This is a genomic window from Pleionea sp. CnH1-48 (assembly GCF_024124665.1).
Classification (GTDB): Bacteria; Pseudomonadota; Gammaproteobacteria; order Enterobacterales; family Kangiellaceae; genus JAMXSB01.
Map to the genome: position 1 here is coordinate 85627 of NZ_JAMXSB010000020.1, position 26047 is coordinate 111673.

Annotated in this window: 21 protein-coding genes; 14 read left to right on the forward strand and 7 right to left on the reverse strand. The window is 42.2% G+C overall.

The window, feature by feature from the left end; all coding sequences use genetic code 11:
* Positions 1-100 precede the first annotated feature (100 nt).
* Complete coding sequence (locus NH399_RS24485; RefSeq protein ID WP_253044040.1) at positions 101-1309, forward strand: PleD family two-component system response regulator; 1209 nt, start codon at positions 101-103, stop codon at positions 1307-1309.
* Here NH399_RS24485 and NH399_RS24490 read toward each other — a convergent pair.
* A complete protein-coding gene (locus NH399_RS24490; RefSeq protein ID WP_253044041.1) occupies positions 1306-2202 on the reverse strand; it encodes a DMT family transporter in 897 nt (298 codons plus the stop codon). The genes NH399_RS24485 and NH399_RS24490 overlap by 4 nt on opposite strands.
* A 358-nt stretch (positions 2203-2560) precedes the next feature.
* Here NH399_RS24490 and NH399_RS24495 point away from each other — a divergent pair, with 358 nt between their 5' ends.
* Positions 2561-5944: a methylmalonyl-CoA mutase family protein gene (locus NH399_RS24495; protein WP_253044043.1), complete on the forward strand. Its 3384-nt coding sequence runs from the start codon at positions 2561-2563 to the stop codon at positions 5942-5944.
* Positions 5945-6178: 234 nt separating this feature from the next.
* On the opposite strand, the gene NH399_RS24500 is transcribed toward NH399_RS24495, so the two are convergent.
* A complete protein-coding gene (locus NH399_RS24500) occupies positions 6179-6409 on the reverse strand; it encodes a PGPGW domain-containing protein (RefSeq protein ID WP_253044044.1) in 231 nt (76 codons plus the stop codon).
* Between the two features lie 422 nt (positions 6410-6831).
* Here NH399_RS24500 and NH399_RS24505 point away from each other — a divergent pair, with 422 nt between their 5' ends.
* The 6 genes from NH399_RS24505 to NH399_RS24530 all read left to right on the forward strand — a co-directional run bounded on the left by NH399_RS24505 (position 6832) and on the right by NH399_RS24530 (position 12614).
* The gene (locus NH399_RS24505; RefSeq protein WP_253044046.1) at positions 6832-7509 is read left to right on the forward strand and encodes a UPF0149 family protein; all 678 of its coding nucleotides are present in this window, start codon (positions 6832-6834) and stop codon (positions 7507-7509) included.
* Between the two features lie 151 nt (positions 7510-7660).
* On the forward strand, positions 7661-8080 hold the full coding sequence (locus NH399_RS24510) for a hypothetical protein (RefSeq protein WP_253044047.1): 420 nt from the start codon (positions 7661-7663) through the stop codon (positions 8078-8080).
* A 45-nt stretch (positions 8081-8125) separates the two neighbouring features.
* The gene (locus NH399_RS24515) at positions 8126-8566 is read left to right on the forward strand and encodes a DUF454 family protein (protein ID WP_253044049.1); all 441 of its coding nucleotides are present in this window, start codon (positions 8126-8128) and stop codon (positions 8564-8566) included.
* A 300-nt stretch (positions 8567-8866) separates the two neighbouring features.
* Entirely contained in the window at positions 8867-9223 is a 357-nt protein-coding gene (gene nirD, locus NH399_RS24520) for a nitrite reductase small subunit NirD (RefSeq protein ID WP_253044051.1), read from the forward strand.
* Between the two features lie 245 nt (positions 9224-9468).
* The gene (locus NH399_RS24525) at positions 9469-9996 is read left to right on the forward strand and encodes a hypothetical protein (protein ID WP_253044052.1); all 528 of its coding nucleotides are present in this window, start codon (positions 9469-9471) and stop codon (positions 9994-9996) included.
* 104 nt (positions 9997-10100) lie between these two features.
* On the forward strand, positions 10101-12614 hold the full coding sequence (locus NH399_RS24530; protein ID WP_253044054.1) for a hypothetical protein: 2514 nt from the start codon (positions 10101-10103) through the stop codon (positions 12612-12614).
* Positions 12615-12629: 15 nt separating this feature from the next.
* Here NH399_RS24530 and guaD read toward each other — a convergent pair whose 3' ends face one another.
* Both guaD and NH399_RS24540 read right to left on the reverse strand, forming a co-directional pair.
* Positions 12630-13988 carry a guanine deaminase gene (gene guaD / locus NH399_RS24535; protein WP_253044055.1) on the reverse strand — a complete coding sequence of 453 codons (1359 nt, stop codon included), beginning with the start codon at positions 13986-13988 and terminating at the stop codon, positions 12630-12632.
* Positions 13989-14156: 168 nt separating this feature from the next.
* Positions 14157-14807, reverse strand: coding sequence for a site-2 protease family protein (locus NH399_RS24540; RefSeq protein ID WP_253044058.1), 651 nt, complete (start codon positions 14805-14807; stop codon positions 14157-14159).
* Positions 14808-14993: 186 nt separating this feature from the next.
* Here NH399_RS24540 and sbcD point away from each other — a divergent pair, with 186 nt between their 5' ends.
* The 3 genes from sbcD to NH399_RS24555 are packed head-to-tail and all read left to right on the forward strand — an operon-like array spanning position 14994 to position 20311.
* Complete coding sequence (gene sbcD, locus NH399_RS24545; protein WP_256489814.1) at positions 14994-16214, forward strand: exonuclease subunit SbcD; 1221 nt, start codon at positions 14994-14996, stop codon at positions 16212-16214.
* Complete coding sequence (locus tag NH399_RS24550; protein ID WP_253044061.1) at positions 16211-19621, forward strand: AAA family ATPase; 3411 nt, start codon at positions 16211-16213, stop codon at positions 19619-19621. The genes sbcD and NH399_RS24550 overlap by 4 nt, the downstream gene beginning before the upstream one ends.
* A gap of 21 nt (positions 19622-19642) precedes the next feature.
* Entirely contained in the window at positions 19643-20311 is a 669-nt protein-coding gene (locus NH399_RS24555; RefSeq protein ID WP_253044062.1) for a M48 family metallopeptidase, read from the forward strand.
* Positions 20312-20360: 49 nt separating this feature from the next.
* On the opposite strand, the gene NH399_RS24560 is transcribed toward NH399_RS24555, so the two are convergent.
* Positions 20361-20567, reverse strand: a complete 207-nt coding sequence (locus NH399_RS24560; RefSeq protein ID WP_253044064.1) for a hypothetical protein — start codon at positions 20565-20567, stop codon at positions 20361-20363.
* Between the two features lie 101 nt (positions 20568-20668).
* Between NH399_RS24560 and NH399_RS24565 the strand changes: the two genes are divergently transcribed.
* Positions 20669-21058 carry a hypothetical protein gene (locus NH399_RS24565; protein WP_253044065.1) on the forward strand — a complete coding sequence of 130 codons (390 nt, stop codon included), beginning with the start codon at positions 20669-20671 and terminating at the stop codon, positions 21056-21058.
* A gap of 3 nt (positions 21059-21061) precedes the next feature.
* Here the strand turns inward: NH399_RS24565 and NH399_RS24570 are convergent, their stop codons facing one another.
* On the reverse strand, positions 21062-21535 hold the full coding sequence (locus NH399_RS24570) for an NYN domain-containing protein (RefSeq protein ID WP_253044067.1): 474 nt from the start codon (positions 21533-21535) through the stop codon (positions 21062-21064).
* 70 nt (positions 21536-21605) lie between these two features.
* Positions 21606-23792: a YgiQ family radical SAM protein gene (locus NH399_RS24575; protein WP_253044068.1), complete on the reverse strand. Its 2187-nt coding sequence runs from the start codon at positions 23790-23792 to the stop codon at positions 21606-21608.
* A gap of 697 nt (positions 23793-24489) precedes the next feature.
* Here NH399_RS24575 and NH399_RS24580 point away from each other — a divergent pair.
* A complete protein-coding gene (locus NH399_RS24580; protein WP_253044070.1) occupies positions 24490-24993 on the forward strand; it encodes a GNAT family N-acetyltransferase in 504 nt (167 codons plus the stop codon).
* A gap of 42 nt (positions 24994-25035) precedes the next feature.
* Complete coding sequence (locus NH399_RS24585) at positions 25036-25944, forward strand: ATP-binding protein (RefSeq protein ID WP_253044072.1); 909 nt, start codon at positions 25036-25038, stop codon at positions 25942-25944.
* The last annotated feature ends 103 nt before the right edge of the window (positions 25945-26047 follow it).

A 26047-nucleotide genomic window follows, 5' to 3' on the forward strand; every position in this document is an offset into this window, starting at 1 on the left:
GTCTTTGTTGAATATCTCTATATGAGTATTCTCGAGGTCGATCTTGAACCCTAATGCAGTAATGCTGTAAATGATATGAAGGGGCAGAAAGGGATTCCGCATGCAAAAAGTCTTAATCGTAGATGATGATGTTTTTACGCGAGAAGCACATAAAAAATTTTTGAAGGATACTTACAACGTTTTTTGTGCATCCAGTGCGGAAGATGCTCTTGTTATGATGAAAAGTGCTATCCCCGATCTTATGTTATTAGATGTAAAAATGGATGGGATGGATGGATATGAGCTTTGTAAAGTTATCCGTGCAACGGAAGAGTGGCGTAGCTTACCTATTCTTTTTGTTTCAGGACTCAGTAATCTTGAAGAAAAGCTAAAGTGTTATGACGTTGGTGGCGATGACTTTATTCATAAATCTTTTCATGCCGATGAATTATTAGCAAAGATCAAAGTACTCCTAAGAACCGCAGAAGACAAAAAAGAGTTAAGTAAAAAAGTCGAAGACGCACACTCCACTGTAATGACGGTTATCTCAACCACTAGTGAGCTGGGTAAAGCCATGCAATTTGCTGAAAAAGTGATTGCTTTGAGCTCAGTTAGTCAGGCTACAGAATTATTCTTCTCTGTTATGGAAAGCTACGATCTGGATTCTGTTGCCTGCATTTTTCATGAGCACGAATATAAATACTTTAGTCCGTCTGGGTATGTTAAACCTATTGAGCGAGAGCTATTGGAAGTACTGAGAAATAAAGGACGCTTCTATCATTTTGAGCAGAGGACACAAACGAACTTTTCCAATGTCTCTGTACTTGTCAAAAATATGCCTGTTGATGATGATGCTCGGTATGGACGATTAAAAGATATCTTACCTGCATTGGTAGGGGTGCTTGGTTCCAGGATCAGTGCCATAGAAGCTCAAGACGCTATTATCTCTCAATCTCAGGAAGTCATCTATTCCTTTGACGTCATTCAAACAACGATGAATACTTTGACGGCATCATTAGCAAAAAACCAGGAAGAAGCCGCAGCAGTGTTAAGAAAAATGATATCTGACCTAGATTGGTTTGTACCTAAGTTAGGATTAGAAGATGATCAGGAGCAATATATAATAGGTCATATTGATCAAGCCATTAATGGTGCTTTATCGATCATGAATGCGGGAACCAGTATTCAAAATTCTTTTTCCGAAATTACTAACTCTTTAAAAGCAACCGTAGAGAACCAAAACAAAATTGTCGTCGATATTCTTAACGAACGCGAAGCCCATGCCTGTGAAGAGGGAAGCACTGACGACGATGATGTAGAATTGTTTTAGTCGCCCTGATAGAAAACTAACACCAAAAATACACCAACAAGTGCTAATGCCGCTCCCAATATCTTTTTCCAACTTAGAGATTCTTTGAGAACAAACCAAGCAAGAAAGACAATGAATATCGAAGAGGTTTCGTTGAGAATTGCTGCAATATTAGCTTGTGTATATTTAAATCCTGCTAGCCAGAAAAGCATCGCCAGATAAGTTCCCAGTACACTCGATATAACGATCGCTTTCCAGTTATGGGGACGTGCAAGCTCCTGTTTTACAGCGGTGACGCGTCTGGAAAAAATAATGAATATGAACATACCCACAAGGCCCGCAAACAATCTTAAGGCCGTCGACCAAAACAAGGGTTGTTGCTCCAGTAATGGTTTTATTAACACGACACTGGAAGCGGTAAGAAAGACGGCGGTAGCCCCGTAAAAAATACCGAGCCATTGATGCTTGTGATGTTTATTTTTTGTTGTTTTTTCTCGGCTGATAATAAAAATGCCAAGCAGAACCAGGAGCATCCCGAGCCACTGCATCATAGCCAGGGTTTCGCCCAAGTAGATCATGGATAAAAAGACAACAAAAGGACTATAGAGTACGGCGACAACGCCAGTTTGTGCTGCACCTATCGTATTGAGTGCTTTCATATAAAGTGTGTCGGCGATAGCAATTCCCATTACGCCGCTGATAATTAATAGACTCCAGTTAAATGCAGACATATCGGGGAGAGCGAAGCCTTCGAATACCAAAGCTGAAGCTAAGATGAGTGTAAATCCAATCAGGTTTTTACATAAGTTAAGTTCCAGCGCAGGCATTTTATCGCCCAGACGGGTAAACATGATGACCGCAGCGGCCCAGGCAACTGCACTTGCCAGAGCAAAAAATTCACCGATACCGAACAATGAGGTAGCCTTTTATCGCACATCGAAAAACGGCCATACTATAGCTTTAGCCGCTTCAGAGCTATGGTTTTGTTGCTTATTTGCCAGTGATTAAACAGCCTTTCCCTTATCCTTCTTCTGGGATTAAGGTGCGGTAAGATAAGTTTTGATAGAGCTCTGGTCTGACCTGTGATGAAAAAGATGAAATACTCTTGCTACAAAGGGGCGGTTTTTTTTAATTATGCGGTATCAATGGTACTATTTGTCCCCATTTTTGAGTTTTAGTAGTGCAAATATTAAGCGAATTCAACCTTGCCCATTTTTTAATCGGTGACGAGGTTGCTTGTGCTGCTAACCGCGATAGTGAAGGTATTTGAACATGGCAGATAATACTGCTCCTTACCAGTCGAAACATAAAGTCCGTATTGTAACCGCTGCTTCTCTGTTTGACGGGCATGATGCAGCCATCAACATTATGCGCCGAATCATTCAGGCATCCGGGTGTGAAGTTATCCACCTGGGACACAACCGCTCGGTGCAAGAGATCGTTGAGTGTGCTATTCAGGAAGATGTACAAGCGATTGCTATGACTTCCTATCAGGGAGGTCATGTTGAGTACTTGAAGTATATGTACGATCTGCTCAAGGAAAAGGGTTCTGGTCATATTAAAGTCTTTGCTGGCGGCGGCGGCGTTATCCTGCCGGATGAAATTGAAGAGTTGCATGCTCACGGTATCGAGCGTGTTTATTCTCCAGACGATGGTCGCGAGTTAGGCTTGCAGGGGATGATTAATGATTTGATCCAGCGCTCTGATTTTTCTACGGGAGAAAACCTGACTAACGAAGTCGAAAAGCTGGAGCAACGTGATCAAAAGTCCATTGCTCGACTTATTTCTGCGGCAGAAAATCATCGTGATGATAATACTGAGTTATTCGCAACCATTCGCGAGAAAGCCGAAAAAGCAGAGGTACCCGTTTTAGGTATTACAGGAACGGGCGGTGCAGGTAAGTCATCATTAGTGGATGAATTAGTAAGACGCTTCTTACTCGACTTCGAAGACAAAACCATCGCAATTATTTCTGTTGATCCTTCCAAACGAAAAACAGGTGGTGCCTTGTTAGGCGACCGTATTCGTATGAATGCGATCAATGATGAACGAGTTTACATGCGTTCGTTAGCAACTCGTCAATCGAATCTTGCGCTATCACCTCACGTACAGGATGCGGTGAATATTGTAAAAGCCGCTGGATTCGATTTAGTTGTTTTAGAAACATCGGGTATCGGTCAATCGGACACTGAAATTGTCGAACACTCTAACATGTCGATGTATGTTATGACGCCAGAGTTTGGTGCGGCGACTCAGCTAGAAAAAATCGATATGCTGGATTTTGCCGATATTGTTGCTATTAACAAATTTGACAAGCGCGGCGCGTTGGATGCGATTCGTGATGTTAAAAAGCAATATCAGCGAAATAACATGCTATTTGAACAGAATGCTGACGACATGCCTGTTTACGGCACCATCGCAAGTCAGTTTAACGATCCGGGAACAAACCGATTATATGCCGAGTTAATGAAGTGTCTGGTTAAAAAGACGGGTGCCGATCTTAACTCTGGTTTTGATTCGACGGATGAATTATCTGAGAAAATTTATATCATTCCACCTAAGCGAACACGCTACTTGGCGGAGATCGCTGACAATAGTCGTAAGTACGATGAATGGGTGAATGAACAAGCTGATATTGCCGATAAGCTTTATAGTTTAGAGCGTTCAATCAAAACCATCGATGGTTTAGCGGAGCTTAATAACGAGAATGCTCTGACTTCATTGAAAAAAGCTTATGATGAAGTAGGTTTAGAGCTTGATGGTCAGAACAGAAAAATTCTTGATAACTGGGAAGAGAAAAAAGCGCAGTATCAAGGTGATCAGTTTGTTTATCAGGTCCGTGGCAAAGACATTAAGGTCGAAACCAAAAGTCTGTCATTATCACAAAATAAAATTCCTAAAATATCGGTTCCTCAATATCGCTCTTGGGGTGACATCTTAAAGTGGAGCTTGCAAGAAAACTTCCCGGGTGAATATCCGTATACTGCGGGTGTTTTCCCGTTCAAACGAGAAGGCGAAGATCCTACGCGCATGTTTGCTGGTGAGGGTGGCCCAGAAAGAACCAACCGCCGTTTTCATTATGTTTCTTTAGGCATGCCTGCAAAGCGTTTATCGACGGCTTTTGACTCAGTGACTTTATACGGTGAAGATCCTGATTACCGTCCTGACATTTATGGAAAGATAGGTAACTCAGGTGTATCTATTTGCTGTCTTGATGATGCCAAAAAATTATATTCTGGTTTTAACCTGGCTGATCCCAAAACCTCTGTTTCTATGACAATCAATGGTCCGGCTCCGATTCTTGTTGGCTTCTTTATGAATGCTGCGATTGATCAGCAGTGCGAAGTGTATATTAAAGAGAATGGATTAGAGCAGCAGGTAAAAGAAAAAATTGCAGCTATCTATAAAGAGAAGAATCAAGCCGTTCCTGTTTATCAAGGCGAGTTACCAGAAGGCAACGATGGTCTTGGCTTAATGTTGTTAGGGGTAACTGGCGATCAGGTGTTACCTGCCGACGTTTATCAATCCATTAAAGCCGATACACTTAATAAAGTTCGAGGTACGGTTCAGGCTGATATTCTGAAAGAAGATCAGGCGCAGAACACTTGTATCTTCTCTACCGAGTTTGCATTGCGCTTGATGGGCGATGTACAAGAATACTTTATTGACCACAATGTCCGTAACTTCTATTCGGTATCTATTTCGGGTTATCACATTGCTGAAGCCGGCGCGAATCCGATTTCTCAGTTAGCATTTACGCTATCTAACGGCTTTACATTTATTGAGTACTATCTAGCTCGTGGCATGGATATCAATAAATTTGCGCCAAACTTTTCATTCTTCTTCTCGAATGGAATGGACCCTGAGTACGCAGTGATGGGACGGGTTGCTCGTCGCATCTGGGCAAAAGCATTAAAGCATTTATACAAAGCTGATCCACGAGCTCAGATGCTGAAGTATCACATTCAGACGTCTGGTCGCTCTTTGCACGCTCAAGAAATTGACTTTAATGATATTCGAACTACATTGCAGGCACTGTATGCGATTTATGACAACTGTAATTCGTTACATACCAATGCCTATGATGAAGCGATTACCACTCCTACCGAAGAATCTGTACGTCGTGCTATGGCGATACAGTTAATTATTAACCGTGAGTTAGGTTTGGCTGTTAATCAGAATTCGCTACAAGGTGCGTTTATTATTGAAGAGTTAACCGATCTGGTAGAAGAAGCGGTGCTGTGTGAATTCGAACGTATCAGCGAACGTGGTGGCGTTTTGGGTGCGATGGAAACTATGTACCAACGTTCTAAGATTCAGGAAGAATCTTTGTACTACGAAACCTTAAAACATACCGGTGAGTTACCAATTATTGGTGTTAACACCTTCTTATCATCTCAAGGGTCGCCAACCAATATTCCTCAGGAAGTTATCCGTTCTACAGAAGAAGAGCGTAACTACCAGATTGAAATGCTTAACCGCTTGCATCAATCTTATGAAGGCGAAAATGCCAAGGCATTGAAAAATGTTCAACAGGTGGCATTACAAAATGGTAATGTTTTTGACGCCATCATGGATGCGACAAAACACTGTTCTCTGGGGCAGATTTCTGGTGCTCTCTACGAAGTGGGCGGACAATATCGTCGTAATATGTAAGCATTTTTAGATGGGAGCCTTGTGTCTGGCTTGTTTTGTAAGCCGCTGGCCAGGGCTTCTGGTTTGATTATTTAAAAGTTGATATGGAAGTCTGAGGGAAAGATATTTCTGGGCAGGAAAGATAATACTTTATCCTCTCTGAGTTAAATAAAAAAAGCCCTTCTAAAAATAAAAGGGCAAAGGGTTGAGAACTCTATTAAAGATAAATACAAGGTCTATTTTACTGAGCTTAACTTAACGCTGCCTGAAGCGTCTTACTCTGCTATCCAGCCATTGAGCCGTTTGAGACATTTTGTACTGGAAGGTCTTTAACCATTTCTTGGCGATAGGATACTCCAGAGCCAGAAGGGCCAATCCGGCCGGGATGATGAGAACCGCCGGTCCTGGCAAAACGATAAAGATTATGCCAATCAGTACAATAAAAATTCCAACGACCGTAATCAGAGTCTTTTTGATTAATTTCATACATTTCCTTTAGCTAAGCCACTTAGGCATCTTAACGATCTACAGCAATGGTTGTGCCAAGTATTAAATCTCTTTTAAATCAATGCTTTAAACTATCTTGGGGCACAGCGAAATCCATGCTATTTGTCAAAATGGCGAAGTTTAGGTGAAAGTGACTCACGATTAAGGCGAAAAGGTGGAAGCTTGGAGGTATTAAAAGAGATCGCTCCATCGCGCTAGAGTGTTGCTTATGCATACTTGTCGTCTTGAAATACTTTGGGCATAACAACACTAAATCGCGCTTATTCTGTTGTACTGAACAAAGGATGTACTATGGTTGGAAGCATTAGCTTAAGCGCACACGGACCCAAGGTAATTTCGATTTTTGTTAAGGGTTTAGGGTATTATATAGCGGTAGTTTATTTATCCATGTAGGTGATCGAATGAATATTGCTCAACCCCTTAATGAGCAGGAAATTGACGAGTTAAACCATCTTCTGACCCAACAAACCAATGGGGCCAAGACGATGAATATATCGGAGTTGGATGGTTTTTTAACGGCTATCGTTGTTGGACCCGACTCGGTAATGCCTTCGCAGTGGTTTAACCGTATATGGGGAGAAGAAAGCGTTCCTACTTTCGAAGATGATTCTATGCTGGAGCATGTGTTTACTTTAAGTATTCGTCACATGAATGGCATCGCTTACATATTGCAAAATGCTGTAGACGAGTTTGAGCCTATTTTTGAAGAAGAAAAGCGCGGCAATGAGTGGTGTTTAAGCGTTGGTAACTGGTGCAGTGGTTTTGTGAAAGGGATGTCATACCACATGGAGGCTTGGTCATCGATACCAGAGGCGCTCTCTGAGCGATTAAAATGGGTATTGACCTTTGCGACACCTAGAGGGCGTGAACGATTAAAGGGGTATGATCCTGAAGAAGTTGAGAGAGAACGCCACAAGGTGACACCTTTAATTAAAGATATTTATCTTTTCTGGTTGGCCAAAAAGCCTTATCAGGAGTTAAATCGTGCTGTGGTTCATCAAGGTAACAAGGTTGGGCGTAACGACCCATGCCCTTGTAATAGCGGTAAAAAGTACAAAAAGTGCTGCGGTTTGAATTAATCATTTGAGTGACAGCTGCCGATTACGGGAATAGGTCTCAATGTGACTAATTCACCTGTTCAAGGCTATTGGAATTCAGATATATTTAAACTTTAAATATATCTTTAATTGAGTTTATCTAGATGAGCTCATGTATAGTGGAGAAGCTTTGATGTTATTAAAAGCCAGCAAACTATTGGTTATAACCGCTCTTTTTTCTTGTGCTGCCTTTGCCGATAAAGGGCACCACCATCATCACCATAAGTTAGTCAATGTGAGTAATGCCGAGCAGGCACCTAAAATTAAGATCATTGCACATAAAGATGCGTCTGCAGGTTGGAACTTAGAGCTGGTTACACAAAACTTCCAGTTTGCTCCTCGACAGGTCAATGCTTCTCATCAAGAAGGTAATGGACATGCTCACTTGTATGTCGATGGTAAAAAAGTGGCTCGCTTATATGGCAACTGGTACCATTTAGGGGATTTAAGTAAAGGTATGCACTCATTAAAAGTGACACTTAACAGTAATGATCACGGAACTTACGCTGTTAATAATCAAGAAATCAGTGCAGAAATTAAAATTGAGCAGTAAAGTAGATTAACCGACTCTAGACAATATTAACGACGAGAGCTCATTGTGACGGAATCCAGGCCAAATAATCCACTTAAGGTTACTAGTCCTGCTTTAAGAGGGTTGCTTTATGTTGTTGGTATTCTGTCGGTCATATTAGGCGTTTTAGGTATTTTTTTACCTTTGTTGCCAACAACTTGTTTTTTGTTGTTGGCCGCAGCATGCTTTGTACGCAGTTCTGATCGTTTATATAACTGGCTGGTTAATCACCCAAAACTGGGTGTGTATATTGAAGGTTATTTAAACGGTCGAGGCATTCCCAGAAAGGCTAAGTACTACACTTTGTTTATGTTGTGGGCAACCATGTCCATTACTTTATACATTGTCCCACTACTTCCCGTCAGAATTCTGCTGGCCCTTATTGCGGTTGGTGTTTCTATTTATATATGGCGAATGCCTGATCTATGCGAAGAGCATAAAACTTCTTTAAAAGGTCAATCAGAATAGTTGCTTTTATCAAGCAATGCCTTTCTTTTAATCTCAATATCTTTATCTTGGCAACTGTCCACTTTTTGAAGCGACTTGGTGCGTCACTTTATGTAGTTCTATCAGATTGCACCAAAACCAATACCTAAATACAAAAAAACGCTTTTATATCTCGTTAATTATACAAAAAATGCTGGCATAGGATTTGCCTTTAACAAAGATGCAAAGAGAGTTAATGGCTGTGTCATGTAAGGCTGTTATCATTTCTCTATCGGCGTGGTCTGACAACTTTGAAAGTGGATAGCACAGGGGAAAGATAAAATGATTGAATCTCATTTATTAGCCTGGCAGAAAACTTGCCGTGTTAAAGATATTATTCCTGATACTGGCGTGGCTGCTCTTATTGAAGGTGAACAAATCGCTGTCTTTAGAACATCGTCTGATCAAGTTTACGCCATTAATAATCACGATCCTTCCTGCCGGAGTAATGTGTTGGCTAGAGGTATCGTCGGTTCTTTTGGCAAGGAGCTTGTTGTTGCATCTCCCATATCAAGGCAACATTTTTCTTTAACCAGTGGAAAGTGCATTGAAGAGAAGATTTTGTCCGTCAAATCCTATCAAACAAAAGTGGATAAGGGCTGGATATTTGTTGCTCTAAACAAGGAGCTTAACTCATAAAGAAAAAGTAATCATGATGAGTAACTGTGTCAGTATTTGATGTTACTTTAAGTTAAACGAAGACACATGATTAAAGTACAAAGCTAAATGCTTATCTCTAATTGATTTGCAAAAAAAATAAACGTGGGTTATTGCATATTTTATTAATAAGAACGGAACTCGTTGTGATAAAAAGTTACTAACAATGAAAGTATTTTATGTTTGTAATTATTTTTGACTGTAAATTTATGCGAGAGTTATTTTAAGTGGATCATGTTAATGATTATTCCAGCGATGGATTTTATATGGGACTTTTCTTAAGTTCTGATGTAGGAAAACCTTTGTTTAACCGTAAGAGTTTTGGAGATGCTTCAAGTCTATCATCAAACTTCAGCCATCTTTGCCAACTGTTAGCTCAGACTAAAGAAAATCGATTTGTTGTAAGTGGTTTTGGTGAAAGCTGTTGGCCACTATCCATTGCAAGGGACTTGCCTGGCTTCCTTGCTCAGTTACCCGAACTGATAAAATGTGCAGAACAGAAAACAAGTCACTTTGCTCTAAAGTTTCCACTAAGTACTGAGCAGCGCCAACTCGACTTCCATTATATTTTTTCTGGATACAAAATAGAGGCCTCAAGTCCAGCTATCTGGCGACCAATACCTCGTTTTGAGTTTGTGGATATTCGCCGCCTTCAGCAGTTGCTGGTGAATATGCGCAGTGCTATAGCACACTTCATTTTGCGTAATACCCAGGATACTTCAGTATACCGATGGATAAAAGGCTGGGCTGCCTGATATCGCTGACGTAAGTGATGTATAACGACGATTGTTTTTCGGCGGTTTAATTTGCATAATTAAGGCATGTTAAAAGGGGAACCATTTATCAGGGACATGCTACCTTGAGCCTTATAAACTTACCTGTAAAAACCATGTTATCTGTAGCCTCTGGTCTATTTGCCGTCATCAAGTCAAAAAGAACAGTATTTGGGCTGCTTCTGTTTTGCTTTCTCAATAAGGCTGCTCTCGCAGCGTTTAAGATTGAAGCAGAGCCTGTTGTATTTTTAGGCGATGAAATTGTTGTTCAAACGGCTTTTGAAGAAAACATGGCCGATCAGGTTGTCGAGTATGAGTGGATACTTACTTTCCCTGATGAATCTCATTTGTCATTTGAGGATATGCCACTGTCTGAAATGCGGTTTTTCCCAAGTGGTGCGGGGAATTATCAAGTCGCTCTTAACGCTACTTTTCAGAAAAATACCAAACATCAATCAAAAGCATCGATATCGGTGATTGATGTTAAAAAAGGGCAAAAGTTTGTTTTCAAAAAGCAAAACGACACGCAACTAACAAATGTACCTATTACTTTTGCTACGGTATTTCCTCCATCTCAAGTGACCGCTACACAAACCTTTGGGTTTTGGATAGAAAGTGAAAGTCAGCTAGTCCCAGTACAAACAGACGTTAAAGCAACGCATCCGGATGATTCGTTACGACATGCTGTTTTTTCATTGATTCTTCCTGAGCTTATATCAGCAAAAGCAATCTCTGGTGTTTTAGTGCCTATTGGCGAGTTATTGCAGCCGAGTGATAAGTCATCTGAGGCTCCGCTGAATCAAAACTGGCAGGCTAGAATTGAACTATTGATTGATGGACAGCTATATCGCAGCAATGTAAAACCAACGTTAAAAAACTCAACACTAAAATGGCTTTCTGGCCCTGTGGTGAACGAGTGGCAAACTTCTGGCGACTTCGTCAATGAATCTGGAAAAATACATCCTCAACTCTCGGCGCGTTTTAGTATTCGAGAGTATCCTTTAACTCAGGATCTATGGATCAGTACGATTGTAGAAAACACCCACGCCTATGCAAAAAATCCTAAGAATCATGACTATCAGGTCAAAGTTATTATTAATGACCAAGTAAGGTATCAAAATAAGGCACTCAAGCACTTGCGTAATGCGCGTTGGCGTAAGAGTTTTTGGGTCAACAGCACTCCAGATATACATATAGAACATGATCCTGTTGCTTTGCTTGCCTCTGGAGCCTTGCCCAACTACGACCCTAAATTAATCAACAATATCACTCCAGAAATGCTGAGCTTCTACAAGCGGGAGTGGCAATCAAAAACGCAAACGATTGCGGTCAATGAAAAAGGCTATCGAGTAAAAGTTGGGACTGGAGGGATTGAATATACCTATGACAAGATTGAACCCATGGGGATTGGTCTTGCCTATCCCAAAATGCCAGACACAGGCGCACGTCCAGATATTGGCCCGTTGCCACGTTGGGCGGCTGTTTATCTATTAAGTCAAGATGCAACGGTGAAAGCTGCGACTTTGGGAACGGCCGACTTAGCTGGCTCATGGAATATACACTATCGAGACAAAGAAACTGGGCTGCCTTTGTCCATTGATACCTATCCTTATGCCACTTCTATCTGGAGCTACAACGCAGGAATAAATCCACAAACAAAGCGCAACGAACATGTTTCGGTTTGTAAAGAAGAAACCAGCGCCTGTATCGTGCCTTACACTGCAGATACAGCCCATCAGCCTTCATTCGCCTACTTACCTTACCTAGTGACGGGGGATTATTATTATTTGGAAGAGTTGCACTTTTGGGCGAACTTTAACTTGTTGCAAATGAATCCTGTTGTGCGACAAGAGAGTGCTGGTTTGTTTGCCCATGAGTTACAAGAAAGGGGGCAGGCATGGGCAATGAGAACCTTAGGGCACGCAGCATTTATAACGCCTGATAGGCACCCTATGAAGTCTTATTTTGATAAACGTCTGCGCAATAATCTTTTGCACTATCATCAGCTTTACGTTTTAGGGCGGCCCAATACTTATGGAGCTATGAAGCCTGTTTATTCTTACCCAACAGCATCACCCTGGATGGATGACTTTTTTACCTGGTCGATTCAGTCGCTCGTCGATATGGGATATCAACAAGCATCTGCACTGGCTCAATGGAAAGCGCAGTTTTCTGTTCAGCGAATGGGATTTGGAGCAAGTCGTCAAGATGATTATTGTTGGATTTTTGCCTCGACCTATCATTTGCTGGTAGCACCTAACAAGAACGCTGCAATGTATCCATCGATCAAACAGACTTACGATAGTACGAACGGAAAAAATATTCCCCACGGCGGCGGTTTTAACGACTCAGGGCATTCTTGCGCGAGTGAGCAATTAGCTGCTGCTTTAAAGCTTAAGAAAGGTGAAATGGTTGGTTATTCCAGTTCTCCTTCCGGTTTTCCTTCTAATTTACAGATAGCGCTTGCGGCAGCGGTGGATGCCGATGTCGCTTATGCTAAAAAGGCATGGCAACGTTTTATGTCTCGCAGTGTTAAGCCTGACTACCGTGGCTATCCTAATTACGCTATTGTTCCTCGAGCAGCCAGTCTCAGTCGATGAGACTGGCTTTGTCTATTACCATCGATGAAGTTTTGCTTTTTTTCCTGCAATGAAGGTCGCTTTTATATTATTTTCGTTGCCTAACATCATGAGTGCAAAAAGCCTCTCATGTAACTCATCAGCAAACTGCATACGAAATTTTTGATAGTCAGTCGCGGCCCATTTTATAACGTTAAAGTCTGCTTCTTTATTCAAAGTGAAGTTGCCTATTTTATTTTCAAGGCTTAAAGCTCTGGCGCTACCTAGTGTCGCCTGATAGAAACCTTCGAAAGCGGATAGCGGATATTTTTGCAACTGGGTAACCTTGTAAGCTTCGTTTAGAGTTTGAAACATAGAGAAGCTAGTGCCCGCGCCGATATCGGTTCCCATACCTACGCGGATCTTATTGTCCTTTGCTTTTTTTAAATTAAATAATCCGCTGCCTAAGAATAAGTTTGATGTAGGACAAAAAGCGATGGCTGATTGTGAACTGGATAATAATGGATATTCTTCATCCTCAAGGTGAACCGCATGGGCAAAGACTGAGCGAGATGAAGTCAAGCCATAGTGGTGATAAACATCAGTATAACTGCTACGGTCAGGAAATAAGCTTTTTACCCACTCAATTTCATCGAGGTTTTCTGATAGGTGCGTATGAATCCAGGTATCTGGAAACTCTTGCTTAAGCTTGCCAGCAAGACGCAGTTGCTCTGGTGTCGAGGTAGGAGCAAAGCGGGGTGTGATGGCGTAAAGAAGACGTCCTTTTTTGTGCCACTTATTAATCAGCTGCTTGCTTTCTTCATAACTGCTTTCTGGCGTGTCAAGCAGATAGTCTGGGGCGTTTCTATCCATCATGACTTTGCCCGCAATCAGTCGCATATTTAATTTTTGAGCGTAATGAAATAATGCATCTACAGATTGAGGATGGACGGTGCCAAATACCAAAGCGGTTGTGGTGCCATTGCTAATGAGTTGTTTTAAAAATGTTCTCGATATCTTTCTTGCGTATTTTTTATCTGCAAATTTGCGCTCTGTAGGAAAAGTATACTGCTCTAGCCAATCAAGAAGTTGTTGTCCGTAAGCTGCGACCATTTCGGTTTGTGGGTAGTGAATATGCGTGTCAATAAAGCCGGGCATAATAAGATGACCACGGTAGTCTTTTATCCAGTGTTCTGGATAGTGGTGAGCTATGTCTTGATACTCGCCAACATATTTAACTTTGCCATTGGCGACTACGAGTAAACCATCTTCAATATATTGATAGCTTTCATCCAGTACCCTTGATTGAGCTGGATCTTCCAGAAAGTGAAGTATGCTCCCTCGGTAGGCGGTAACCGAACCTAATAAAGGGAAAGAGAGTATTGATAGTAAAAGCAGGAACGTTATTTTTTTCATAGTCGAGCACTCCAATCAATGTGAGCTGCGATGTTAACGAAAAAAATATAACATAAGCACCTGTAGCAAAATTTTTACGGACAAAATGAAATGAGTTTTATTGCAAAAAAAGGATAGCAACAACATCAAGGTCGCAATAAATAGATTCCTTCAATATGCGATGCGAGATTATTTTATCCAGAACATTACTAAGGCAGATACCCATAGGACAAACAATAGTGTGCCGATCAAGAAGGAGAATTGAAGCAGTTTGTCTTTCAAGTTTTGCGAGACTCTTGATGGTATTAGAGACGTGAGCATTTGTCCGCCCATAAAAGGCAAAACAGGGAAAAGTTGGAGTATGCCATAAAACCAAAGCGTTTCTGAAAAGGTGATTAACGCAGGCTGTTCCTTAACCGCTTGGAATAATACAGCAAGATATTGACTTCCTTCATCAATAGGGCTCAATGCTCCACCAACAATAATGCTTACTATATCAAAAGGGGAAGTCAGAGGCGTTGTTTGACTAAAGGCTGCTGCAACCATCAACCATAATGGAACAGATATTAATAAACCTATTTTATGCAAAGGGAGCAAATGGTTAAAGGTTAAATGTTTTTGATAGCCAGGACAGTTAGGTGTTTCATAAAAAGAGACATGAGACACCAAGGGGATGAGTTTTATTTGAACATGTGTTTGCCCCCACTGGCGCCCCAGCAGTTTGGGACCAAGCCCAAGACTAATCTCTTTGATTGCAATTTGAGTCACAAGACTGGTGATGACCAGAATGACAATAAACAGAAGTTGTACTAGAGCAATACTCAAAATGAAAGCGTACATACTACTTATCTAACTACGACAATGACAAAAGAACAGTGTATCATAGACAGTATTGAGTTATCGCCAACTAAGATGCAAAGCTTCACTCTATATTTCGGGGTAAGCGATATTGAACTTTGATATATTGGCTGATGATACCCATATAAAGATAACTAAATTAACACCTATTTAGGGAACATCCACCGCATGCGAATTATCCATACCTCTGATTGGCATCTAGGACAGAATTTTATGGGCAAGTCACGCGCCAAAGAGCATGAAGCTTTTTTGCGTTGGCTAGTCCAGATTGCCGAAGAACAGAAAGTTCAGGCGATTATTGTGGCTGGTGATGTTTTTGATACAGCGACCCCTCCTAGTTATGCTCGAGAGATGTATAACCGATTTGTTGTCGAATTAAACCGCATTCAGGTTGACCTGATTATTCTGGCCGGAAACCACGATTCTGTTGCTGTGCTCGATGAATCGAAGTCCTTGTTAAACTGTCTTAACGCTCGCGTGTTCTCGACGCTTGATAGCCAGGAGGTTGTGACCCTAACCGACGCTGAAGGAAATGCATCGGCACTCTTATGCCCGATTCCTTTTATACGCCCGCGAGACGTTATGTTGAGTAAATCGGGTCAGGAAATGCTAGAAAAACAATCAGAGCTACAGCAAGGTATTTCTGAACATTATCAAAGGATGTATCAAAAAGCAGAAGATAAACGCAAAGCGATAGGGGAAGCTTTGCCGATTATCATGACGGGCCATTTAACGACAGTGGGAGCCATGACCAGCGATTCGGTTCGCGATATTTATATTGGCACTCTGGATGCGTTTCCTGCTGCGGCTTTTCCTCCAGCCGATTATATTGCCTTAGGCCACATACATCGTTCACAGAAGGTTGCAGGTACTGAGCATATTCGTTATTCGGGATCTCCTATACCGTTGAGCTTCGATGAAACGAATCGACAAAAACATGTCTTGCTGGTTGAGTTTCTGGATGGTGCTTTACACCAGGTTTCACCTCTTGATGTGCCTTTGTTTCAGTGCTTGCAAACGGTACGGGGATCATTAACTTCTCTACCGCAAGCCGTTAAGTTGGCCTGTGAGTCCTTTCGGCCTATAGAAGAAGTCTCTTCCACTCTCTGGTTGGCCATTGAGGTTGAGTCGGATGATTACATCAGTGATCTGCAAACACCCATTCAAGAGATGACTGCCGAACTGCCCGTTGAAGTGTTATGGATTAAGCGGGTAAGGGACGTCAAACAACAACCCATGCAAATGCAAGAGAACGAAACCCTGGCAGAGCTATCTGTTCTTGAAGTATTTGAACGCCGTTTGGCGCAAGAAGCTATTGATGAAGATGTAGAGAAAGAACTGATCGAGTTATATCAACAGGTCTCTACGCAAGTGGAGGAGTCTCTATGAGAATTATGGCCCTGCGCTTACGTAATCTGAACTCACTGAAAGGAACATGGGAAGTCGACTTTAATCAATCACCCTTTTCCGAAAGCAGTTTATTCGCGATCACTGGACCCACTGGGGCCGGAAAAACCACGTTACTCGATGCTATTTGTTTGGCGCTTTATCATCAAACACCCAGAATGGCGGTTATCTCTGCGACGACGAATGAAGTTATGACGCGACACACAGCGGAGTGCAGCGCTGAGGTTACTTTTGCTGTCAAAGGTAAAGTATATCGAGCTCTTTGGGCGCAAAGACGAGCGCGTGGAAAAGTCGATGGCAAATTGCAAGCACCGCAAGTTGAACTGGCACTGGATGACGGCACCATTATTGCTGAGAAAATCAGTGATAAACTAGCAAAAATAAAAGAGATAACAGGGCTGGATTTTAGTCGTTTTACTAAATCAATGTTGCTGGCTCAAGGCAGTTTTGCCGCTTTTTTAAATGCTAATGCGAATGAACGAGCCGAGTTGCTGGAAGATCTAACAGGCTCCGATAGATATGGTTTGATTTCTCAGCAAGTTTTCGAAAATCACAAAACACTTAAGCAAGAAATGTTGGCATTGAAGACCAGAGCAGGCGATGTGATGTTGCTTGCGGATGCTGACAAGGATAAGTTAGAAAGCGAGCTGGTTGATGCTGAACATCAAGTCGCTAGCTATGATAAAAATATTGAACAAAAACGAAAAGAACTCGCGTGGCATCAGCAATTAACGTTAGAAACACAAGCGGTACAATCCAGTCAGGCTGATTATCAACACTGTGAGTCCAACTGGCAGGCATTTGAACCTCAGAGACAACGGCTGCTCAAGAACGCGCCTGCGGAAGAACTAAGACAACAGTTTATGACTGCCAGTGAGCAAGAACAGCGTGTCGAGTTACAACAGGAAGAAGTAGCTCAAAGTGTTGAGTTGCATCGAGAAGTCAGCGATAAGCTTGAGCATACAAGGACTCAAGGAGTTTTGTTATCTCGAAAACAACAACAAGATATTGCATCAAAAAAAGAGCAGCTGATAGAGCAAAAGCGTTTTTGTGAGCAAGAATTACAGCAACACTCAGAAAGGGATCTTCTTGGTGATAAACTTTATGGTTGGGAAACTCAATTGCAACGTCGAGAAGAACTTCTTACTGAGCTTAATACGCTGACTCAACGTCGTCAGACTGAGTCTCGGGCACAGGAAGAACTCCAACAAAGTGTTGCTGATAAGCAAAAGGAAATTCAGCAGCATCAAGAGTATCTATCTGAAGTTGCTTTGATCCATCAAGAGGCAGAGCAAGCATTGAATGAGGTTTTAGGAGAGCATAGTTTTGAGTCTCTCCGCGATATAGGTGTTGCACTAAGTTCTCGCATGCAGGCTAACCACCAGTTAAGTGCGTTGCAAAAGCAACTGTTGCCCATGCTGTCGGATAAAACTGCGCTTGATGAAAGTATTGCCAATAACAAAAGCAGTATCACCGCGCTTTCACAGAAAAGGCAAGCGTTGCGCAATGAATACAAACTGCTGAGTGAGCAAGTAAAAGATAAAAAGACCATTTTGGAGCAGGAACAAAAGATTGTTAGCTTGAGTCAATATCGTGAGCAGCTTCAGCCTGAACATGCTTGCCCCTTGTGTGGCTCGACAGATCACCCTGCCGTCTCTGAATATCAAACACTGACTCTATCTGTTAGCCAGCAGCAGTTAGAAGCTAAACAAAAAGAATTGGATGGTGTTAAAGAACAAGGCGTTGAGTTGAATGCCACTATTACCGCTCTTGAGTCGCAAGTAGGTGAGCAACAAGAACTGGTTAATTCCAAGGATACTCAGATTAATCATTTAGTAGCACAGTGGGAATCATTGAATCAAACGCTTGGTTTGTCTTATAGCGTGCATGACTCCTTAGATGATTATTTGAAGACGTGTGATTCTGAAAACCAACAGCATCAGGAACAACTTCAAGAGATTGAAGATAAACGACAACATAAAGACACATCACTGACACAGTTACAATCGGCTAAGGAGCGAGCTCAGACTCTAGAAACAAACTGTGCTTTGATTGTTCAGAAACTTGAAACCGCAAAACAGGCGCTTATTGAATGGGCGGACAGGCAGCAACTTGTGCGCAGTGAACTTGATAATAGAGAAAGTTTGCTAAAAGAAGAGCTGCAATTGTTTGGATACTTGTTACCTGGTGAAGAGTGGCGTAGCAGTATGGAGCAATGGCAAAAGGATTGGCAACAACGTAAGTGTTTGCGAGAAGAGCATGAAAAAATCAATGTTGATATTGAAAAAAATGCTCTGGAGCTTGAGCAAGCTGAGAGTAGTCGAGCCCTGTGGCAACAGCGAGGTGATGCCCTTAATGATACTGATTTGAGTCAAAAAGAACTAACCACTCGATTAACGCTCGAAGAGCTTAATTTGGATTATGAACAGAAAACTATGTCTCTTAGTGGTATCAAGGGACAGGCCGAAGCTTTGACCAAACAATTGCACAAAATGGAAGATGAATGGAAGCAGTCTCATAAATTATGGATACAAGCACTAGAGGAGAGCATATTCGAAACAGAAGATGCTTATCGCAGTGCTTTGTTGTCGCTGGAAGAGAAGGCCACTATCGAGTCGCAGCAAAAAGTTCTAGAAGAAGAACGACAACGCGCTGCCATTCGCTATGAGCAAGTGCAAGCCAAATTACAACAACACCTTGATAACAAATCGACAGAACTGTCAGAACCAGAACTGAATGAACTGATTGGTAAGCTGGATGAAGAACGCAAAGGTATTTTATCACGTCGTGGAGAGATTCGTGGGCAGCTAAAGGCTGATGAAGAAAGCCGACAACGCCAAGGTGTATTGCTTCAGGAAATTGAGTCAAAGAGCGAAGTATTACAGCGTTGGGAGCAGCTATCGGGGCTGATTGGTTCTGCTGACGGTGCTAAGTATCGTAAGTTTGCACAAGGGCTGACTCTGGAACATCTTGTTTATTTAGCCAATAATCAATTAAAGCGGTTGCATGGGCGTTATCGATTGATTCGCAAAAACAGCAGTGATCTGGAATTAGAGGTCTGTGATCAATGGCAGGGAGATGTGGCCAGAGATACACGAACTCTATCGGGAGGAGAGAGCTTCTTGGTGAGTTTGGCGCTGGCGCTGGCCTTATCGGATTTGGTCAGTCACAAAACCTCTATTGATTCGCTGTTTTTGGACGAAGGTTTTGGTACTTTAGATGCTGATACTCTGGATATCGCCCTTGATGCGTTAGATGCACTCAATGCGAGCGGTAAAATGATCGGTGTCATCAGTCATGTCGAAGCACTTAAGGAGCGCATTCCTGTGCAAATTTGCGTTAAAAAAGCGGCCGGTGTCGGCGCCAGTGTTTTGTCTATCGTCAGTTAAAATAGGGTTTATAAACGGGATATGAAAATCTACGTATTGGCATTAAGCTGTTTATTAGTGAGCATGAGTTCTCTGGCAGAAGTTTGGCGCTATGATACCAAGCAGCTATTGGTGCCAGAAAAAACTGGCCAACAAGCTGGGCAAGCGTTGAACTTGACTGCTGTTAATTATTACATCAGACGAATTTCTCAACATGCTCGTTATTATCCACCTTCTTTTGATAATGATAAACAGCGGCAAGACATCACCATACGATTGCAAGCGTTAATGGCTGCCATGCAAACTGCTATGCCAGAGAAAGCTGATGAGCGTTTTTTAGCTCGAGCAGCTTTTGTTTATACGATGGGTCATAATCTTGATTTAAAGGGAGCAACCGATAAAGCCAAGCAGTTTTATGAACAGCTGTTAGCTCTATACCCTAGTGAGCCTAGCTATAACTATCGATATGGTCTGTTTATGGCAGAGACCCGTAAATACCATGAGCAGGGTATTCCTTTTATCGAAAAAGCCTTAAAGCTGGGTCATAAAGAAGCTGCTTATACTTTAGGATTGCTTTATTTTCATCAAGGTAAAAAGGAACAGGCGCTAGAATTGCTCAATGCCTATGCGGCTATGAATCCAGAGCACGTTCAGGTAAAACGTATTATTGAAGCGATAAAAAAAGATCAGTTCGAAGTCACCAAAGAATAAGTTAAGTGCCTCTGCTTGACAGACAATACCAAAGAAAGATCAACATCCTCTAATTTTTGTCTTCTAAAGCATCTTTACGTTGCTGATCATACTCACGATAAGACATCTCTGCCTTTGCAAGGCAGTCATTCCAGTCTTGCTGACGGAGTTCATAACACTGTTTAATTTGATAGTCTCTGCCATAATTATAAAGAGATTGAGAGGTGCAACCCGTCAGGGATACGAAAAGAATAATAAAGCAAGAGTAGGTTTTCATGGCCAAGAACTTTGAGTTTGGGGAGCTTAGGAGTCTACATGAGCAAAAATGAACTTAAGCTGAATAGGTTGCAAAACGACCTTAATAAGTGAGGACTTGAAATGAAGATTATTTTGTTAAGCTTGATAGTGTTGCTAATAACCGCTTGTGCTTCAGGGCCTTATTCTATTATTGATGGCAGTCGTAGTGTTGCATCAGATTCAAAAAACTACGATGTGTACGTGACAGCTGTTGATGGTAAAACATCATTGAATGTCACTAAAGTGAAGAAAGTTGAGCCCGGGTTTCGGGTTCTCGAATTAACTTCAGCCAAAGAAAATCCTAACGGTTATCTATTTTCTTTACCGTTTTCGTTTGAGGCCAAGCCGTGTATTCGTTATGTCGTAACGGCACAGCATCGAAGTAACATACAGGCTGATGCTCGGCGCTGGCAAGTGCGAGTATTGAGAGAAGAGCCTATTGCAGTTTGCCAAAAAGAGACTAATCAATAACGCCTAAAGTAGCAACTCCGTTGTGATCGGATAGAAATTGCTTGCTGAGCTCATCAGTGACTGAGCCGTTAACGCTGGAACACCGTATACGTCGGCCTGAACATGATGGCGTTGTTTTATGGTATTGAGTAGCACATCAAAATCACCATCGCCAGACAGCAAGATAACTCGGTCAACGGTTTCGGCGGCGGTCAACACATCGATGGTAATACCCACATCCCAATCACCTTTTGCAGAGCCATCACTGCGTTGGATAAAAGGTTTCAGTTTAACGTCAAAGCCTAAGTGGCGGAGTGCACTTTGAAATTTTTGTTGCTGCTGATCCCCGCGATCAATCGCGTAGGCATTGGCCAGAACAATGTTGCCCTGAGTAGATAGTTGACGCCATAGTTCTCGATAGTTAAACGGTTTTCCGTATGCTTCTCGAGTGGTGTAATAAATGTTTTGAACGTCGGCAAAAAGAGCTATGTTTTTCAAGAGTGATGGGCCTTGATATAGAGAGGAGTAGAAAGTGAGTCACCCATGTTTGTGATGACTCACCATTACTCTAACGAGATGCGCCTCTTCCTCGAGATTTGTTTTGTTTTTTCAAACGAGGATTAAATGATTTTCTAGGCTGGCTCTGAGGCTTACCACCACGACGTCCTGCCTGTTTTTTATCGTCCAATGGAATCAGTTGATTATCACCGTCGCCAATCAATTCTTGTCGTCCCATTTTCTTTAAGGCGTTGCGTAATGTTGGCCAGTTTTTATGATCGTGATAGCGCAAAAAGGCTTTGTGAAGACGGCGTTGCTCCAAGGCTTTTGCGGTAAATAATTTTTTAGTTTTATAACTGACTTTAGATAATGGATTGCGATCCGAATGATACATAGCGGTCGCTAAAGCCATTGGCGATGGATAAAAAGTTTGTACCTGATCCGCCTGAAAACCATTTTTCTTTAGCCATAAAGCCAGATTCAACATATCTTCATCTTCGCAGCCAGGGTGAGCAGCGATAAAGTAAGGAATCAAATACTGTTTTTTGCCCGCTTCTTTAGAATACTTCTCAAACATCTTTTTAAAGGTATCGTAAGTATCAATACCTGGCTTCATCATGTGATCAAGAGTTTTGCGCTCGGTGTGTTCTGGCGCAATTTTTAGATAACCACCTACGTGATGTGTCACCAATTCTTTTACATACTCAGGATCTTCAACCGCAAGATCGTAACGTAAGCCAGAGGCAATCGCGACTCGCTTCACACCTGGAATAGCCCGCGCTTCTCGATATAACTCAGTCGTATGTTTATGATCGGTGATCAGGTTTTTACAGATAGTTGGGAACACGCAAGAAAGCTTACGACAGTTAGCCTGGATATCATCATCTTTACAGTTAAGATGATACATATTGGCGGTCGGGCCGCCCAAATCAGAAATGGTGCCAGTAAAGCCGGGGGTTTTATCACGAATGTTTTCTATTTCGCGCAAGATGGATTCTTGTGAACGGCTCTGGATCACTCGACCTTCGTGTTCTGTAATGGAGCAAAAAGTACAACCTCCAAAGCAGCCTCGCATAATATTGACCGAGAAACGAATCATTTCGTAAGCTGGGATATTGGCGTCACCATAACTTGGGTGAGGAACACGCTGATAAGGCAGATCGAAGACACCATCCATCTCGTCAGTTTCTAACGGAATGGGAGGCGGGTTGACCCAGATTTCTTGAGTGCCATGCTTTTGCACCAAGGTGCGAGCATTGCTGGGATTGGATTCTAAATGCAAAACACGTGATGCGTGGGCATAAAGAGCTGAGTCTTTATTCACCTTTTCAAAGGAAGGTAAGCGGATATAAGTGGTCTCTGGATTGAGTTTTTCCCGCCGCGTGAGTGGCATGGGGATAATCCGAATGGGCACTTCGTCAGCGGGTGGCTCTTGACCCTTGAACTGACAGTCTGCTGCACCTTGCTCACCGCTGTAGTTGTTTTCGCCTTCTGTATGGGCGTATTCGTAGGGATTTGGCATTGCATCGATATTACCGGGCCAATCGATACGAGATGAGTCTATCTCGGTCCACCCACCAGGGATTGTGTTGCGAACAATGGTTGTACCGCGAATGCTGGTGAGATCTTCTACATTTTTGCCCAGAGATATTTCATGAGCAATTTCTGCAATGGCTCTTTCTGCATTACCGTAGAGTAGGATATCAGCACCGGAATCAATTAAGACAGAGCGACGAACCTGATTGCTCCAGTAATCATATTGAGCGATTCGGCGCAGACTGGCTTCAATACCGCCAATGACAATAGGCGTGTCTTTGTAGGCCTCGCGACACTTCTGGCTGTAGACGATAACGGCTCGTTCAGGGCGCTTGCCTGCGGCCCCGTGGGGCGTATAAGCATCGTCATTACGCACTTTGAGGTCAGCGGTGTATTTGTTGATAAGGGAGTCCATGTTGCCTGCAGTGACACCAAAGAACAGGTTTGGCTGCCCCAACTTGGTAAACTCTTCGGGGTTATTCCAGTCTGGCTGAGCAATGATCCCTACACGGAAGCCTTGAGATTCTAAGAATCGTCCCATCACCGCCATGCCGAAGCTGGGGTGGTCCACATAAGCATCACCTGTTACCAGGATAATGTCACAGCTATCCCAGCCTAGTTCGTCCATCTCAGCACGAGACATCGGTAAAAAGGGCGAAGCGCCATAGCATTCTGCCCAGTATTTGGGATAACTAAATAAAGATGTGGATTTGAGTTTCATCGGGGTGTACGGCTTTTACGAGGTCAATACACCATTATCGCAAATTTTCGCTGATTGGGGTAGTTTTAACCACTATTTACTTAATTGATCGACGCTGCGAAGGTAGAGCCAGTAAATGGTTGTTCCGAGCATATTAGCCAGCAAAATAGCCATGAGGAAAAGGATAGAGAGGGAAGCCATGGTTATCAGAAAAGGGGAAGATATGACGAGGGACATGCCTAACATAGGAATTGGTTTCATTTGAGCAAATCGATGTAATACAAAACTGGTTGGTATCCCAATGAGCAAACTGGTGAGTAAGGTGAAAGGTAGAGCTACTAGAGAAATTAGTACTCCAGCTTTGCCGATAAAAATTAATATCGCTGCAGGTACGGCAAATTGAGCGAGTAGTAGACCAACAAAGTAATGATACAGTCTGTCTCGTTTCGGTGTTGGTAGCTTAGAGTTCAATGAGAGAGTTCCTTGCAGTTTAACTTTGTCGGCTTATTAACATTCTATAACTTATTATCGAGTATGCGTAGAAAGGTGTTTAATGACGAAAGCTGAGCTGTTGCTCCTAAAGGTTGTTAGCAAGAAGATTATATAAAATAAGCTAAATAAGTTTTTTCGAATACTAGAAACTTGTATCATGGCGTTGAGTAAAAAGGAATGACTCAGAAGAAGAATAGGATTAAATAAATAGTAAGAGAGATTTTGTATGGATATTTTAGTTGATACACCACGACTGCAAATGCGTAAGTTTACCTTAGATGATATTGATGCGGTCTTTGAATTTAGCGCTCATCCTGATGTGGTTCGTTACACCGGTGATGCTGGCTTAGTAAAAACCAAAGAAGATGCGAAGGGGATTATTGAAGATATTTGGCTCAAAGAATATGAGCAGTATGGTTATGCGCGTTACGCGTTAATCCATAAAGAGGACAATCGTGTCATTGGCTTTTGTGGTGTCAAATATGAGCCTGATTTAGGAGCGCCGGATATCGGCTATCGCATGTTGCCGGAGTATTGGGGACAAGGACTAGGCTACGAGGCTGCATCAACTACTTTAGAGTTTGCCAAACACACACTTGGCCTTGAACGCATTGTGGGTGAAGTTGCTGAAGAAAATATTGGCTCTTGGAAGATACTGGAAAAGTGCGGTATGCAGCGTATTGATGAGTATGAAAAAATGGGGTTTCGTATTTATTTTTATGAGTATTAAACCGCTTAATATTGACGTTTCGTTCTAGAGAGAAGATAGCTGATGGCCGAAGAATATAGTGCTGAAAGTATTAAGGTAATTCGTGACTTAGATGGTGTTCGAAAGCGCCCTGGTATGTATATCGGCGATACTGAAGACGGAAGCGGTCTTGTTAACATGCTGATGGAGGTGGTTAGCAATAGTGTGGATCAGTTTCTTGCAGGCAAAAGTTCTTTTATCAAGGTTAACTTATTTAAGAATGGTTCGATGGAAGTTATTGATGATGGCGAGGGCATTCCTGTTTTTGAAGTCGATGGATTGTCAGCAATTGAAGCCATTATGACGCAGCTTCATTGTACTGCTACTTGGGATAATCACAGGCCTCATACTCATGTTGGTACTCTTCATGGTGTCGGGTTAGCTGTCGTTAATGCTCTGTGCCGTTATTGTGAGATCGATTCTTATAAAGATGGAGTTCATTGGCATATTCGATTTGAAGAGGGGAAGTCTCAGGGATTAGAAAATCGAGGAGAAACAAAGAAAGTAGGTACTCGAATGCTATTTTCTCCGGACCCTAAGTATTTCTCTTCATTAAACATTGATGAAGAAGTTATTGCCTCTCGCTTTGAAGAGTTGTCTTTTTTATGTGCTGGACTAACTTGCCAATTAACTGGGAGAAATGGGAAGACTGAGTCTTATTGTCATCCAAAAGGTTTAGCCGCTTATCTTGATAAAATTCTTCCAAAGCAAGATGTATTAGCTTTGAATTCTTTGCACTTTAATGTCGTCGAAGATGATATTCGTGTTGAGTTGGCTTTAGGATGGTCAGAAGGAGAGGGGCATTGTCATAGCTTTGCTAATCATTTATGTACTATTGATGGTGGTGTCCATGTAAGTGCAGTTGTTCATGGAGTGGCGCGCGCTATTGATGCTGTAAGCGATTCTTCTGAGACTGTAAATAACTCTGTGTAACTGTCTATTATTAACCTATTGAATAGGAGATGGTAGACCGATGGACAAGAAAGAAATTGAAGCCTGGGCACGTAAAGCAGCTAAAGGTATCAAGACAGAGGAA